Annotated in this window: 11 protein-coding genes and 1 tRNA gene; 7 read left to right on the top strand and 5 right to left on the bottom strand. The window is 62.7% G+C overall.

The annotated features are described in order from the left end of the window. Positions 1-88: 88 nt before the first annotated feature. Both purE and purK read left to right on the top strand, forming a co-directional pair. Positions 89-604 (top strand): 5-(carboxyamino)imidazole ribonucleotide mutase, encoded by a 516-nt coding sequence (gene purE, locus ACP_RS11230; RefSeq protein WP_015897445.1) that lies wholly within the window; start codon positions 89-91, stop codon positions 602-604. Then, entirely contained in the window at positions 601-1,773 is a 1,173-nt protein-coding gene (gene purK, locus ACP_RS11225; RefSeq protein ID WP_015897444.1) for a 5-(carboxyamino)imidazole ribonucleotide synthase, read from the top strand. The genes purE and purK overlap by 4 nt, the downstream gene beginning before the upstream one ends. A 67-nt stretch (positions 1,774-1,840) precedes the next feature. On the opposite strand, the gene sucB is transcribed toward purK, so the two are convergent. After that, a complete protein-coding gene (gene sucB, locus ACP_RS11220) occupies positions 1,841-3,490 on the bottom strand; it encodes a 2-oxoglutarate dehydrogenase, E2 component, dihydrolipoamide succinyltransferase (protein ID WP_015897443.1) in 1,650 nt (549 codons plus the stop codon). A gap of 184 nt (positions 3,491-3,674) precedes the next feature. On the opposite strand from sucB, the gene ACP_RS11215 reads away from it, so the two are divergent. Next, complete coding sequence (locus ACP_RS11215) at positions 3,675-5,291, top strand: Na+/H+ antiporter (protein WP_015897442.1); 1,617 nt, start codon at positions 3,675-3,677, stop codon at positions 5,289-5,291. Positions 5,292-5,327: 36 nt separating this feature from the next. Here the strand turns inward: ACP_RS11215 and ACP_RS11210 are convergent. Continuing rightward, positions 5,328-5,404, bottom strand: a tRNA-Ile gene (locus ACP_RS11210). 148 nt (positions 5,405-5,552) lie between these two features. Here ACP_RS11210 and ACP_RS11205 point away from each other — a divergent pair. Further along, positions 5,553-6,389 (top strand): hypothetical protein, encoded by an 837-nt coding sequence (locus ACP_RS11205; protein WP_015897441.1) that lies wholly within the window; start codon positions 5,553-5,555, stop codon positions 6,387-6,389. Positions 6,390-6,482: 93 nt separating this feature from the next. Here the strand turns inward: ACP_RS11205 and ACP_RS11200 are convergent, their stop codons facing one another. Together ACP_RS11200 and mnmG are read right to left on the bottom strand one after the other, a co-directional pair. Then, positions 6,483-7,775: a DEAD/DEAH box helicase gene (locus ACP_RS11200; RefSeq protein ID WP_015897440.1), complete on the bottom strand. Its 1,293-nt coding sequence runs from the start codon at positions 7,773-7,775 to the stop codon at positions 6,483-6,485. A gap of 250 nt (positions 7,776-8,025) precedes the next feature. After that, positions 8,026-10,005 carry a tRNA uridine-5-carboxymethylaminomethyl(34) synthesis enzyme MnmG gene (mnmG, locus tag ACP_RS11195; RefSeq protein WP_015897439.1) on the bottom strand — a complete coding sequence of 660 codons (1,980 nt, stop codon included), beginning with the start codon at positions 10,003-10,005 and terminating at the stop codon, positions 8,026-8,028. Positions 10,006-10,085: 80 nt separating this feature from the next. On the opposite strand from mnmG, the gene hisS reads away from it, so the two are divergent. The 3 genes from hisS to aspS all read left to right on the top strand — a co-directional run bounded on the left by hisS (position 10,086) and on the right by aspS (position 14,044). Further along, positions 10,086-11,369 carry a histidine--tRNA ligase gene (gene hisS / locus ACP_RS11190; RefSeq protein ID WP_015897438.1) on the top strand — a complete coding sequence of 428 codons (1,284 nt, stop codon included), beginning with the start codon at positions 10,086-10,088 and terminating at the stop codon, positions 11,367-11,369. Positions 11,370-11,542: 173 nt separating this feature from the next. Continuing rightward, entirely contained in the window at positions 11,543-12,001 is a 459-nt protein-coding gene (locus tag ACP_RS11185) for an REP-associated tyrosine transposase (RefSeq protein ID WP_169305967.1), read from the top strand. Positions 12,002-12,211: 210 nt separating this feature from the next. Next, on the top strand, positions 12,212-14,044 hold the full coding sequence (aspS, locus tag ACP_RS11180; RefSeq protein WP_015897436.1) for an aspartate--tRNA ligase: 1,833 nt from the start codon (positions 12,212-12,214) through the stop codon (positions 14,042-14,044). Between the two features lie 74 nt (positions 14,045-14,118). On the opposite strand, the gene ACP_RS11175 is transcribed toward aspS, so the two are convergent. Then, complete coding sequence (locus tag ACP_RS11175; RefSeq protein WP_015897435.1) at positions 14,119-14,763, bottom strand: hypothetical protein; 645 nt, start codon at positions 14,761-14,763, stop codon at positions 14,119-14,121. Between the last annotated feature and the right edge of the window lie 8 nt (positions 14,764-14,771).

Genomic DNA, 14,771 nt, shown 5'->3' with positions numbered 1-14,771 from the left:
GCGCCGGGCCCGGCTGCGAGCCACTGTTTCCCCTTCCCTCCGCCTGCGTCCGCAGGCCTGGCACGCGGCCCGATATAATCCATCTGTTATGGCAGACCACCCCCTCATCGGCATTGTGATGGGCTCCAGGAGCGACTTTGACGTGCTCTCGCCCGCCGTGGAGATCCTCACCGAACTCGGCATTCCTCATGAAGCGCGCGTTGTCTCCGCGCATCGCACCCCTGACCTGCTGTATGAGTATGCGGAGCAGGCGCAGGCGCGCGGCCTGCGCGTGATTATCGCGGGCGCGGGCGGCGCGGCGCATCTGCCGGGCATGCTGGCCGCGAAGACGCTGGTCCCGGTGCTGGGCGTTCCTGTTCCCGCAACGATGCTGAATGGCCTCGATTCTCTGCTCTCGATTGTGCAGATGCCCAAGGGCGTTCCGGTGGGCACACTCGCCATCGGCAAGCCGGGCGCGGCCAACGCTGCGATTTTTGCGGCGGAGATTCTGGCGACGACCGATGCCGCGCTGCGCGAGCGCCTCCAGGCCTGGCGCGAGGCGCGCCGCGATGAGGTGCTGGCCATGGAACTGCCCGTGCTGCAGTTCCGGGAGCCGATGGCATGACGGCCATTCTTCCCGGATCAACCATTGGCATTCTGGGCGGCGGACAGCTTGGGCGCATGCTGGCCATGTCGGCGCGCTCCTTTGGCTATCGCGTGCAGGTCATGGACCCCGACCCCTCATGCCCGGCGCGATTTGTGGTGGACGCCTGCTTTGAGGGTCCGTGGAACGACACTCGCGCCGCTGCTGACCTGGCGCGCGGCTCTGACGTAGTGACGCTCGAGATCGAGCAGCTCTCGCTCGACTGCCTCGATGCGGCGGCGAAGTATGCTCCGGTGCGGCCGGGCGCGGCGATGCTGGGGATTATTCAGGACCGCATTCTGCAGAAGAACTGGCTGCGCGATCACGGCCTTCCGCTGGGTGATTACCGCGCCGCGGAGTCAGAACAGGCGCTGGTCGATGCTGTGACGGCGCTCGGCGGACGATGCTTCATCAAGAGCGCGCGCGGCGGCTATGACGGCCGCGGGCAGGTGAAGATCGGCTTTGGCGAGCTGACCGGCACGCCCGAAGAGCAGGCACGCGAGGCCTGGAAGCTGCTGGGCCAGCGGCCCGTGGTGGCGGAGAAGGCCGTGGCGCTGGAGCGCGAAGTCTCTGTGATGGTGGCGCGGCGGCCCAGCGGCGAAACACGCAGTTTCCCCTCAGCGCTGAACCATCATGAAAACCAGATTCTGGTGTGGAGCGTGATTCCCTCAGGCGTGCCGCCGGCTCTGGAAAAGCAGGCTCAGGAACTGGCCAGCGCCATTGCCGACCAGTTCACGCTGGAAGGGCTGCTGGCCATCGAAATGTTTGTGACGACGGATGGCAAGCTGCTGGTCAATGAACTGGCTCCGCGCCCGCACAACAGTTATCACGCGAGCGAGCGCGCCTGCGTCACGAGCCAGTTTGAACAGGGGATTCGCGCAGTGTGCGACCTGCCACTGGGCGATGTGGCGGTGGTGCAGCCGGCCGCGATTGTGAATCTGCTGGGCGACCTATGGCTCGATGGAGACGGCCAGCAACGCACGCCGCGCTTTGACCTTGCGATGGCGGTGCCGGGACTGCGGCTGCATCTGTATGAGAAGCATTCGGCGCGCAAGGGCCGCAAGATGGGGCATCTCTCTTCAGTGGGTGCGACACCGGAAGAAGCCGTGGCGCGCGTGCTGGAAGCGGAAAAGAAGCTCAAACAAGGTTGAAGCTGATTTCAGGGAAAAAGAAAGGGCAGGCTGCGCGCCTGCCCTTTGCTCTTGGGTTGTGGCTGGATTAGCCGATGTCTTCGGTCCAGTTTTCGAGGTACTTCTTGACCTCGGCCATGAACTTGCCCGCGTCGGCGCCATCAATGATGCGGTGATCAAAGCCGAGCGTGAGGTGAATCATGTGGCGGATGGCGATCGAGTCCGTGCCGTCCTTGTCGGTGATGACGGCCGGCTCCTTGAAGAGGCCGCCCACACCGAGAATCGCGCTCTCGGGCTGATTGATGATCGGCGTGCCAAACTGCTCGCCAAAGATGCCCGGGTTGGTGATCGTGAAGGTGCCCGAACCGACTTCGTCCGGCTTCAGCTTCTTGCCGCGCGCGCGCTCGGCGAGGTCCGCGATGCCACGGGCAATGCCCAGGAAGCTCTTCTCCTCAGCCTGCTTGATGACCGGCACAATCAGCCCCCAGTCGAGAGCCACGGCGATGCCGATGTTGATGTTGGCCGGGTAGAGGATGGCGTCGCCCTTCATCTGTGCGTGCATGATGGGCATTTTGCGCAGCGTGGCCACCACGGCGCGCGTGATGAACGGCATGTAGGTCAGTTTGACGCCGTTGCGCTGCTCATACTTGTTCTTTTCCTTCTCACGCAGCTTGACGATGCGGGTGAAGTCGATCTTGAAGACCGTGTGAACGTGCGCGCTGGTGTGCTTGGAGTCGATCATGCGCTGCGCGATGATGGTGCGCATCTTGGACATGGGGACCAGCTCACCAGGCTGCGGAACGGCAGCGGCAGGCGCGGGAGCAGTAGCGCGCGGTGCGGCAGCCGGAGCAGGCGCAGCGGCCACGGGGGCCGGGGCGGCAGCAGCCGGAGCAGCGGCGGGCTTGCCTTCGAGGTAGCCCTGAATATCGTCCTTGGTGATGCGACCACCGGCACCGGTGCCAGACACCTTGCGCAGGTCCACATTGTTTTCGCGGGCAATCTTGCGCACCAGCGGCGAAGAGCGCACGTGCTCAGCGCTGTCGGCGTAGTCCTCTTCCGCAGCCGGAGCGGAGGGCGCGGCCGCCGGAGCAACTGCGACCGGAGCCGGGGCGGCAGGAGCAGCGGGAGCAGCGGATGTACCGGCTGCGCCGCCAATGACGGCGACCACCGTGTTGATCTGCACCGTGTTGCCGGCCTGCACCTTGATTTCAGAGAGTGTGCCCGCCACAGGCGAGGGAATCTCAGCGTCTACCTTGTCGGTGGAGATCTCAAAGAGAGGCTCGTCCACTTCGACCTTGTCGCCCACCTGCTTGAGCCACTTGGTGATGGTGCCCTCAAAGATGGACTCGCCCATCTGCGGCATCACCACTTCATGCTTTGCGCCCGTGCTGGAACTGGCCGCAGGAGTTGGGGCCGAAGCCGGGGCTGCTGGCGCCGGAGCCGCTGCGGGAGCTGGGGCCGCCGCGGGAGCCGAGGCTGAAGCGGCCGCTGCCGCACTGCCGCCCTCATTGATGACGGCGACGACGGTGTTGATTTGAACGGTGGTGCCTTCGGCGACCTTGATTTCGGCGACCGTGCCTGCCACAGGCGAAGGAATCTCCGCATCGACCTTGTCGGTGGAAATCTCGAAGAGGGGCTCGTCTACCTGGACGCTCTCGCCCGGTTTCTTGAGCCATTTGGTGATGGTGCCTTCAAAGATCGATTCGCCCATCTGGGGCATGACTACATCGGTCGGCATGCAAAATCCTTTCCGCAGTGCAGGTTGGAAGCCGTGAGAAACTTGATTATAAATTGGCGGTTGATCGGGCCGCCGCCCCGCCATGCACAAGCTGGCGGCAAACCACGGCCAAACCCGTTAGTTTACTGCAAGCAGCCCTGGCTGTGGGAGAGGCAGCCATCTGCATCTGACTACCTGAAAAATTATGTTCGGCTCAGGAATTCACGAGACAGAAATCACTCTGCTGCTTTTGACGGCCATGGTGGCGCTGCTGGCGACGCTGGCGCAGCGGCTGCGCGTGCCCTATCCCATTGTGCTGCTGCTGGGCGGCCTTACGCTCAGCTTTGTGCCGGGCATCCCCAAGGTCTATCTCGACCCATCCTTTGTTTTTCTTGTCGTTCTGCCTCCCCTGCTCTTTGCCAGCACCACGAACATCGGCTGGAGCGAGCTGCGCAGCAATGCTGCCCATATTTTGATGCTGGGCCTGGGGTTGGTGGCCTTTACGGTGGTGGGGGTGGCCACCTGCATGCACTTCATTGTGCATGGCTTTGACTGGCGCTCCGGCGCGGTGCTGGGAGCGGTCGTTTCCACAACGGACACGATTGCCGTAGCCTCGATCGCCAAGCGCGTGGGCTTGCCCGAGAGAATTTTGCAGGTGATTGAGGGCGAGAGCCTGGTCAACGACGCCATGGGCCTGCTGGCACTGCAGTTCACCAGCGCGCTGGTTGTCAGCGGCACCATCCCGACCATTCCTGAAGGCGTTGGGAAGTTTCTCTGGCTGATCGTGGCCGGTGTGGGAGCCGGCCTGCTGGTGGCCTGGCCCATCGCCCACTTTGAGCGCCGCATTCGCTACACGGCGCTGCAACTGATGGTCAGCATCGCCACGCCATTTGTGGCTTATCTACTTGGCGAGAGCCTGGGCGGATCAGGCGTGCTGGCGACCGTGGCCTGCGGGCTCTACTCTGGCCGCATGCGCTCGAAGACCTTCTCTTCGCAGACCCGTCTGGAGGGGCAAGCTGTCTGGAACACGATTGACTTCAGTCTGAACGGACTGGTGTTCATTCTGATCGGCCTGCAGCTGCCGACAATTCTGGCCGGCATGTCTGACAAGGACTGGGGAGAAAAGCTCGGCCACGCCGCGCTGGTCTGTGCCCTGGTGATCGGGCTGCGCTTCTTCTGGGTTTTTGCCGGGGCGCGCGTGGCGCTGGCCCTGCGGAACCGCCTCTTCCGCGGGCAGGTCAGCTATATTTCGCCACGCATTCTGACCGTGGTGAGCTGGAGCGGCATGCGGGGCGTGCTCACGCTCGCGGCCGCGCTCTCGCTGCCCAGCCTGACGGCGGCCGGGCATCCGTTTCCGCATCGGCAGGCGATTATTTTCTTCGCCTACGCCGTCATCCTGGTCACGCTGCTGGGCCATGGTCTGACACTGCCCAAGGTGATTCGCAAGCTGAACGTGTGCGAATCGCCCGATGTGCAGCAGGAGGCGCGCAACGCCCGCGCCGCCGTAGTCAAGGCCGCACTTGACCGGCTGCAGGAGCTGCGCGAACAGGACCAGGAGGCGAAGAACGACGGCGTCGCCTATGAACTGATGGAACGCTTTTACCGGGAACGGCTGCGCACGCTGGCTCCCGCGGAGAAATCAGATAGCCAGAAAGAACAGCAGCGCCGCCAGCAGAACATGCAGCAGATTGCCTACAGCCTGCGCCAGGCCGAGCGCGCCGAGCTCATGCACCTGCGCGCGACCGGGCAGATTCGCGAGAATACGCTGCGCGAGGTGGAGCGCGAGCTCGATCTATTAGACGTGCATTGGGGAAACGCCTGAAGGGCGTGGGAATGAATTGCCCGGCGTGGAGCAATCTGGTGGGCCCACCAGGACTTGAACCTGGAACCAACGGATTATGAGTCCGCTGCTCTAACCAATTGAGCTATAGGCCCTCAAGAGCTGGCGCGTTCTACCAGCTTCCTGATTGTAAATGCATCGGCTTTGGGAGCATTCAGGCATCCAAGCAGAAGCTGGGACTGCCAGCAGGCCACAGGGGCTGCCGGGGTCCGGTAAGCTGGTGGCGACCGGGAGTGGGTGAATATGCCTGTTTTTTCGCAGCCGCTGCGCTGCCTTCTTCTGCTTCTTTGCCTGCTCGGCTGCGGCCCCCTCGCCGCGCATGCTGACCCGGTGCTCGAACACGGCTACGGGCAGATGTACAACGTGAACTTCGCGGGCGCCCATCAGACCTTCGACGCCTATATACAGGCGCATCCAGACGATGCCATGGGGCCGGTCTCCGATGCGGCGGCCTATCTGTTTGCGGAGCTCGACCGGCTCGGCATTCTGGATTTGCGGCTCTTTGCGGACAACTCACGATTCTCGCACCGCAAGCGACCGACGCCCAATCCTGCGGTGCAGCAGAAGTTTCAGGCTCGCATTGATGAAGCCAACCGCCTGGCCGCGGCGGCCTTGAGCAAAAGTCCCAAAGATGTTTCGGCGCTGCTGGCCAGCACGCTGGCCGATGGGCTGCAAAGCGACTATGCGGCGCTGATTCTCAAGCATGATCTGGATGCCCTGCGCTTCAGCAATCGCGCCACGGCGCTCGCGCAGAAGACGCTGGCGGCGGACCCTCACTGCTACGACGCGTACCTTGCCGTCGGCATTGAGAACTATCTGCTGGGCATCAAGCCGGCGCCCGTGCGGTGGGTATTGAGCTGGACGGGCGCGCAGACGAATGCCTCGGCCGGAGTTCATGAGCTGAAGCTGGCCGCCGCGCATGGCCACTACCTTGCGCCCTTTGCGCGGCTGCTGCTGGCGGTGGCCGATATCCGGCAGAAGAACTATGCGGGTGCGCGCAATCTGCTGCAGGGGCTGTCGCAGGAGTTTCCGGCCAATCCTCTCTACCGGCGCGAGTATCAGCGCATCGCGAACAAATAGAGCCAGGGCGGAACAGGTCCCGAAGGGGCCAACAGAAAGGGCCAGCCGCGTGGTTGCACGGCTAGCCCTGCTGCTTTCCGGTTTGCGGACTTACTAATTCGCGTAGCGCTGCAGGCGTTCGCCCTCAAGGTAAACGCGCTGCTGAGGCGCAGCCGCAGCGGGCGCTTTGCTCTTACCCTTCCCCTTGCCGCGCGGCTTGGTGGGGGCCACCGTGGCCATGCGCAGCACAGGAGCATGATTGACCATCTGGCCGCGCTCCTCGCGATCAAGGCCGCTGTCGCTCGCGATCATGACGCGCTCAATCTTGCGATTCAGCGTCTTTTCAAAGCGATTGAACTCGCGGCGCTCGAGCGGCGTGTAGAAGGTAGCCGCGACTCCGGTCGCTCCCGCGCGTCCGGTACGGCCGGCGCGATGGATGAAGTCCTCGGTCATTTTCGGCATGTCATAGTTGATGACCTGCGCGATGTTGTCCACGTGAATGCCGCGCGAGGCGACATCGGTGGCGACCAGCACACGGGCACGCCCACGCTGAAAGTCTTCGAGTGCGCGATTGCGCTGCGACTGCGAGCGGTCGCCGTGCAGCACCGCCACGGAGATGCCCGCGCGATCGAGCCGCTTGGCCACATGCTCGGTGCGCCGCTTGGTTCCGACGAAGACGAGCGATTGGCCTTCTTCGGCGGTGACCACACGATGGACGAGCGCAGCCTTCTGATCGGCATCGACTTCATAGGCAATCAGGCGAACGCTGCTGGACGTCTGCTGGGTCGAGCCGAAGGACAAGCGCACGGGATTGGTCAGAATTTCATCCAGCAGGTGCGCGACAGCCGGATCAATAGTCGCCGAGAAGCACATGGTCTGGCGCTGCCGGGGCAGCTTGGCCACAATGCGGCGAATCGCCGGAATGAAGCCCATGTCGAGCATGCGATCGGCCTCGTCGAGCACCAGAACTTCAATGCGCTTGAGGTCGATGAGGCGGCGCTCCAGAAAGTCTTCCAGACGGCCCGGGGTGGCGACGATGAGACGCGCACCGGCCTTGAGGTCGCGAATCTGGTTATTCTCGCTCGCGCCGCCGATCAGCGTCGCGGCCTGCGGCAGGCTCTTGCCGGCCAGTTGGGCGTATTGCTTTTCCACCTGCAGGGCCAGTTCGCGGGTTGGCGTCAGAATGAGGACGGCCGGATGCTTGCCCTTGGTGGCCAGCAGGCGCTCCATGGCAGGCAGCAGAAACCCGAGGGTCTTGCCGGTGCCGGTCTGCGCGGTCGCCAGTACGTCCTTGCCTTCCATGGCCGGCGGAATCGCGGCTTCCTGGACAGGGGTTGGGGTTACAAACTGGTTAACTGCAAGCTGATTCTTCAGGTGGGAGGATAGGTTCAGTTCAGAAAATTGCATGAAAAAGCGGTCTGCTCTCTTTGGATTGGCAGCCGTGTGGTGTTCACGTGATCTGTTTGCTCAATCGGAATATTGCGAAGACAAACGGGGCGAATGGCCCCAAGAGTATCCCGGTTCAGATCCGGACCGGAACGTCACCTGCTCTGAGGCAGGTTCTCAGCTTCTACAGAATACCATGCTTCTGTGGAAATCCCGGCAGGAAGAGGTTACCGGCCAGATACAGGTCCCGATATGGGAGCAGACACCAGGGTTACACCTGTACCGGATGGCCACCCTTTGCCAGCCGCTTGCCTTGAATCTCAATGTAGACGTTGATGAGCGAGAGCGCCGCCGGAGTCACCCCGGGAATGCGACTCGCCTGGCCGATGGTCTGCGGACGCACGCGCACCAGCTTCTCCTGCATCTCACGCGAGAGGCCGCTGACGGACGCATAGTCAAACCACTCAGGAATGACGCGGGTTTCGGCCTTCTTGAGCTTTTCCATCGACTTGCGCTGCTGGTCAAGATAGCCGGCGTACTTGATCTCGGTTTCGACGGACTTCAGCTCGTTGCGCACAAAGGCTGGCAGCGGCTGGCTGGCCTCTTCAGCGTTGGTGAACCAGGGCGCAAAGAGACTCGCTGCTTCGCCCTCGGCCACCTCGGCGCGAATCACGGTCCACAGCGCCTCAATGGACATCTCGGGCCGCTTCAGCAATTGCGCATAGGTCTGCCCGGCGAGCGAGGCCGCATCCGTAATTCCGGCCTGTGCCAGTGCGGGAGCCAGCGGCGTCACATCCTTGATTTTGCGCGTGGCGAGCAGCTTCTCCAGCGTGACGGCGCGCGCCTGCTTGGCCTCGTAGTCGGCCCAGGCCTCATCGTGAATCAGCCCCAGACGCCGCCCGTAGGGCGTGAGACGCCGGTCAGCATTGTCAATGCGCAGGTGCAGGCGAAACTCCGCCCGTGAGGTGAACATGCGGTAGGGCTCATTGGTGCCCTTGGAAATGAGATCGTCAATCAGGATGCCGGTGTAGGCCTCGGTGCGATTGAGCGTGAAGGGTGCGTCGTCGCGCACACTGAGCGCGGCATTGATGCCGGCCATGATGCCCTGGCAGGCGGCCTCTTCATAGCCCGAGGTTCCGTTGATCTGCCCGGCCAGATAGAGCCCCTCAAACTTTTTCACGCGCAGCGAGCGATCGAGCTCGGTCGGGTCAATGGCGTCGTACTCAATGGCGTAGCCGGGGCGCAGCATTTCGGCGTTTTCAAGGCCCGGGATGGAGCGCACGATCTCGTACTGCACCTCCATCGGCAGCGACGTGGACATGCCGTTCACGTAGACCTCGTGCGTGTTGAGACCCTCCGGCTCCAGAAAGAACTGGTGGCGGTCCTTGTCGGGGAACTTGACCACCTTGTCTTCGATGGAAGGGCAATAACGCGGGCCGATGGCCTCGATCTGCCCGGAGTACATGGGCGAGCGATGTACGTTCTCGCGAATCAGCCGCAGCGTCTCCGGCGTGGTGTAGGCGATGTGGCAGGAGATCTGCCGCATGGGCAGCGTCTTTGTGCGAAAGCTGAAGGGCGTGGGATCGGCGTCGCCCGGCTGCTCTTCAAAGCGCGCCCAGTCGATGGTGCGGCCATCCAGGCGCGGCGGGGTGCCGGTCTTGAGGCGGCAGCCGCGCAGGCCAAGCTGCTTGAGCGACTCGCCCAACAGCACCGAGGGCGGCTCGCCGGAGCGGCCTGCGGGAATACGCTCTTCGCCGCAGTGAATGAGGCCGTTCAGAAAGGTGCCGGTGGTGATGACGGTGGCTCCGGCGCGAATGGTGCGCCCGTCGCGCAGCCGGATGCCGGTGACACGCGCATCTTCCACGACGACATCGACGGCCTCGGCCTGCTTGATGTAGAGATTGGGCTGCGACTCGAGCACCTCGCGCATTTTGACGCGGTACTGCTGCTTGTCGCACTGCGCGCGCGGCGACCAGACGGCGGGTCCGCGCGAAGTATTGAGCAGGCGGAACTGGATGCCGACGGCATCGGCCAGCTCGCCCATGATGCCGCCGAGCGCGTCCACCTCGCGCACCAGGTGGCCCTTGGCGATGCCGCCCACGGCGGGATTGCAGGACATCTGCGCGATCAGATCAAGGTTGAGCGTGAACAGGGCCGTGCGCAGGCCCATGCGCGCCGCCGCCATGGCAGCCTCGCAACCGGCGTGGCCCGCGCCCACCACCACGACATCGTATTGTTCGATCAGCGGCATATTCTCTTATTTTAGAGGGAGCGGGGGCGATTGCCACGCACAGGAGCCTTGTCTGCCCTGCTAATCTGAAACTTAAGCTTATGAGCACATTGAAAGCGGTGCGTGGCACGCGCGACCTGCTGCCCCCCGAAACAGAACTGTGGAACAAAGTTGAGGCGACCGCCCGGCGCGTTTTTGCGCGCTATAACTTCGGCGAGATTCGCACGCCCCTTTTTGAAGACACCTCGCTCTTTGCCCGTGGCGTGGGCGAGGAGACCGATATTGTCTCGAAGGAGATGTACACGTGGGAGGACCGCGCCCGCGCACAGTCAGAGAAGCCGCAGTCGCTCACGCTGCGCCCTGAGAACACGGCCGGAGTGGTGCGCGCCTACATCGAGCACAAGCTGGGCGAGACCGGCATGCTGCAGAAGCTCTATTACATCGGGCCGCAGTTTCGCCGCGAGCGTCCGCAAAAGGGCCGCTACCGGCAGTTCTGGCAGATTGGCGCGGAGGTCATCGGCCCGGCCAGCGCCGGCTCCGAGTCGCCGCTGCGCGATGCCGAGGTGCTGGAGATGCTGGCGGCATTTCTGCACGAGCTGGGCATTCGCGATGCGAAGCTGTCGATCAACTCCGTGGGCTCGGCCAGCGACCGGCCGCGCTATGTGGCGGCGCTGCGCGAGGCGCTCCAGGACAAGGCTCCGCAGATGTGCGTGGATTGCCAGCGGCGGGCGGAGACTAATCCTCTGCGCGTGCTCGACTGCAAGGTGCCCGAGGACCAGCCCATCATCGATGCGCTGCCGAAGATTGCCGATTATCTCGACGAGGAATCGAAGGCGCACTTTGCCGCCGTCTGCGCGGCGCTCGATGCGTGCGGCGTGGCGTATGAGGTGAATCCCCGCCTGGTGCGCGGGCTGGACTACTACACGCGCACGACGTTCGAGTTCAGCCACGGCGGCCTGGGCGCGCAGAATGCGCTGCTGGGCGGTGGACGCTATGACGGCCTGAGCGAGGCCATCGGCGGCCCCAAGGCTCCGGGCATCGGCTTTGCGATGGGCGAGGACCGGCTGATTCTGACGCTGCAGGCGCAGGCGAGCGAGGCCGCTTCCACGCTGGCAGATGCTTATGTGGCTCCGCTGGGCGAGGGCATGAATGCGGCGGCGCTCCGGCTGGCGCATGAGCTGCGCGGCGCGGGGCTGAAGATTGAGCTGGGCGACGGCAGCTTCCGGCTAAAGAAGTCGTTTGAAATGGGAAACAAGCTGGCGCGCAAGATCATTCTCTTCGGAGAAGACGAGCTGGCCTCGGGTATGCTGACCGTAAAAGACTTCGCCTCGGGCGAGCAGGTGAAGGTTGCGCGGGGCGAGATTGCGCACTTTTTAGGCGCATAAACGCACACCTTTGTCATCCTTTGGGGTGAATTCCGGGGCAAATGCGGCAACGAAGAAAGCCACGGCGGAATAAGGAATGTATCAGGGCACGGCTTTAGCCGTGCCGCCAAACGCAGATCAAAGGACGGGCTTCAGTGCCTGCCATGGCCGTACCCACACGGAATTCGAGAACGATGAAGACTCTCGGCTCCGCGCGGTGTTTCTTTGTGACAGCCAAGACAAGCATGGGACGTGCTCTGTTGCAGACGGAGCGGAACGCGCTGCTGTTGATTGCCGTCATCCGCTCGTATGCGCGAGCTGGCAAGTTTGAGGTTCACGATTTTGTCGTTATGCCCAATCATCTTCATCTACTCATGACGGTAGGAAGCGAGATGACGATTGAGAAGGCCGTACAGTTGGTCAAGGGTGGGTTTTCGTATCGGCTGAAAAAAGAAACTGGATACGATGGAGAGGTATGGCAACGAGGCTTCTCAGAAGTTCGCGTGATGGATTCGGAGCATCGCGGCGACTGTCAGGAGTACATCGCCCACAATCCAGTGAAGGCAGGATTGGTGAGTTCTCCTGAGGCGTTTCCATTTTGCTACCGTCCTCTGGCGATGCAAAAAGCGGCAGGGGCTAAAGCCCGGCAATAACTGGGGCAAGAATGGCATGGCTAAAGCCATGCCCTGATACAAACTGCGAGCGGAAGCCATGCCCAAATACAGGACCGGAAAGATTCGCAGGGGCAGATTGCGATACAAAGGTTGCAGAGGCTGGAGCCTCAACATTTGAGCTGCACCAACGGTATGGCTTAGGCCATGCCCGGATACAAGATTCGAAAGATCATTTCAGGAAGAATCACTTTGCTGGACTTTCTAGGCACCAAACAACGCACGCATACCTGTGGCGAACTGCGCGCGGCGCACGCCGGCGAAACCATCACCATTATGGGCTGGGTCAACCGCCGCCGCGACCACGGCAACCTCATCTTCCTTGACCTGCGCGACCGCTACGGCATCACGCAGGTGGTGCTCGACAAAGACCTCAGCGCCGAGGCCCACGCCAAGGCCGAGCAGGCGCGTCCGGAGTACGTCATCTGCGCCACCGGCAAGGTGCGCGCGCGCAGCCAGGAGGCCATCAATCCCAAGATGCCCACCGGCGAAATCGAGATTGCGGCCACCGAGCTGCTCATACTCAATGACTCGAAGGTGCCGCCGTTTTCGCCCGCCGAAGAGGCTATCGCCAATGAGGAAGTGCGCCTCAAGTACCGCTACCTCGATCTGCGCCGCCCCGAGATGCAACACAACTTTGAGGTGCGGCATAAGGTGGCGCTCGCGGTGCGGCAATATCTTTCAGGCCAGGGCTTCTTTGAGGTCGAGACGCCCTTTATGACGCGCTCGACGCCCGAGGGCGCGCGCGATTACCTGGTGCCGAGCCGCGTACATCCCGGCGAGTTTTATGCGCTGCCGCAGTCGCCGCAGCTCTTCAAGCAGATCCTCATGATCTCCGGCATGGATCGCTACTTCCAGATCGCGCGCTGCTTCCGCGACGAAGACCTGCGCGCCGACCGCCAGCCGGAGTTCACGCAGATCGACCTCGAAATGACCTTTCCGCAGCAGGAGACGATCTTCGGGGTGGTCGAGGGCTTTCTGGCGGCGGCCTTCGAGGCCGTGGGCCAGCAGATCACGGTGCCGTTTCCGCGCATGACCTACGACAAGGCCATCGAGCTTTATGGCATCGACAAGCCCGATCTGCGCCTGCCTCCCATGACCGACGTGCGCTCGGTTTTCTCGGACGAGGAGCTGCAGTCGCTAAAGATTGAGCCGGGCATGCCCATCGTGGCCATCGTGATTCCGAACAAGTCGGCGATGAGCAACACGCAGAAGAAGGCCTTTGGCAAAGAGGTGGAAGAGCAGGTGGGCGCGGAGCTGGCCTATCTGGACGTCGAGCGCCTCAGGACCAGCCCGCAATTTGCGCTGCTGGCTGACCGCATCGATGCCGCCGCGGCGGCCCACTGCAAGCTGGAGCGCGTGGAGCCGGATCATCGCCTGGTGGTGATTTCGCCGCGTCTTGGGGCGGCGGCGGTTTCGCGCGATACCTCGTGGGTCTACAAGCGCGCGGGCCAGTTACGGCTGGAGCTGGGCAAGCGCTTCGCCGCCGAGCACAAGGCCTTTGAGAAGAAGGGTACGGCCGCGGACTATCAGTTCCTGTGGGTGACCGACTTCCCGTTCTTTGAGTGGGACGAGCAGAGCCACACGTGGACCTTTGCGCATCATCCGTTCACGTCTCCGCATCAGGATGACCTGATCGCCGGCCGCCTGGAGTCTGACCAGGCCGCCGTACGCGCGCTGGCCTACGACGTGGTGCTCAATGGCACGGAGCTTGGCTCCGGCTCCATTCGTATTCACCGGCAGGATGTGCAGCAGCAGATCTTCCGCGCGCTGGGCATGTCGGACGACGAAGCAAAGGAGCGCTTTGGCTTCTTCCTGGAAGCGCTGCAGTACGGCACGCCTCCGCATGGCGGCATCGCGCTGGGTCTGGACCGCATCGTGATGATTCTTGCCGGAGCCTCAAGCCTGCGCGAAGTGATCGCCTTCCCGAAGACGGCCAAGGCTATCGACCTGATGGTCGATGCACCCACGCCGGTCAGCGACGCGCAGCTTCGCGAATTGCACATTCGCCCGACGAAGCAGTAGAAGTCAGCCCACAAAAAGCACAAAGGCCGCCAGCGATTGCTGACGGCCTTTTACCTGCTCAGAAAAGCAGTCGATTACTTGCCGAACTTGTAGACGACGCCCAGCGCGCCTGCAAATTCATTCTGAAAGGTCTTGCTGTAGCGAGTAGGCTGCCAGTCGGTGTAAAGGCGCACCGCCCAGTGCGGGCTCACGTTGTAATCAGAGAATGCGCCCACGGCTGCGGCAAAGGCGAGCTGGCTGTTGATAAGCCCCAGATTAACGGGCTGTACGTTAGCCGGGTAGTTCTTGGCGAAGTTGCCGTAGGCTCCACCGATGTCAAAGTGCATGCCGAAGTCATAGCGCGGCGTGCGAAAGAAACGGCTGGCAACGCCAAAAAGGAAGAGGCTCTGCGAGGCCGAGTAGTTCTTGATTCCATAGGGATTCAGTGGCGGCACGATGGTGCCAAAAACAGTGCGCGAGGATGCTTCGAGGCCAAAGCCGGGTTTCACCCAGTCGGTCACGGTTGCGTTGAAGCCTTCCATGTTGATGGCTTGCACGTTCGATCCACGGGCCGGGTTGAAGTGGGCATACTGGCCGCCCACGAAGACGTCCCAGTGATGCGCATACGCCGGATTGACGGGCGTTGCAGCCGTGGCGGTGACCTGGGCATGCGCCCCAGGCAGGAAAAGAGCCAGCAGAACGGCGCTGAACAAAACAGATGACAGACTACGGAATCTCACGCGAATCT

Origin of the sequence: Acidobacterium capsulatum ATCC 51196 (assembly GCF_000022565.1) — a bacterium.
Taxonomy (GTDB): domain Bacteria; phylum Acidobacteriota; class Terriglobia; order Terriglobales; family Acidobacteriaceae; genus Acidobacterium; species Acidobacterium capsulatum.
The sequence above is the reverse complement of the archived record's forward strand: the minus strand, read 5'-3'. Positions and strand labels throughout refer to the sequence as shown.

Excerpts from the sequence above, each read along its gene's own strand:
- purE (WP_015897445.1), top strand. The coding sequence starts at position 89 with ATGGCAGACCACCCCCTCATCGGCATTGTGATGGGCTCCAGGAGCGAC.
- purK (WP_015897444.1), top strand. The coding sequence starts at position 601 with ATGACGGCCATTCTTCCCGGATCAACCATTGGCATTCTGGGCGGCGGA.
- sucB (WP_015897443.1), bottom strand. The coding sequence starts at position 3,490 with ATGCCGACCGATGTAGTCATGCCCCAGATGGGCGAATCGATCTTTGAA.
- ACP_RS11215 (WP_015897442.1), top strand. The coding sequence starts at position 3,675 with ATGTTCGGCTCAGGAATTCACGAGACAGAAATCACTCTGCTGCTTTTG.
- ACP_RS11205 (WP_015897441.1), top strand. The coding sequence starts at position 5,553 with ATGCCTGTTTTTTCGCAGCCGCTGCGCTGCCTTCTTCTGCTTCTTTGC.
- ACP_RS11200 (WP_015897440.1), bottom strand. The coding sequence starts at position 7,775 with ATGCAATTTTCTGAACTGAACCTATCCTCCCACCTGAAGAATCAGCTT.
- mnmG (WP_015897439.1), bottom strand. The coding sequence starts at position 10,005 with ATGCCGCTGATCGAACAATACGATGTCGTGGTGGTGGGCGCGGGCCAC.
- hisS (WP_015897438.1), top strand. The coding sequence starts at position 10,086 with ATGAGCACATTGAAAGCGGTGCGTGGCACGCGCGACCTGCTGCCCCCC.
- ACP_RS11185 (WP_169305967.1), top strand. The coding sequence starts at position 11,543 with ATGAAGACTCTCGGCTCCGCGCGGTGTTTCTTTGTGACAGCCAAGACA.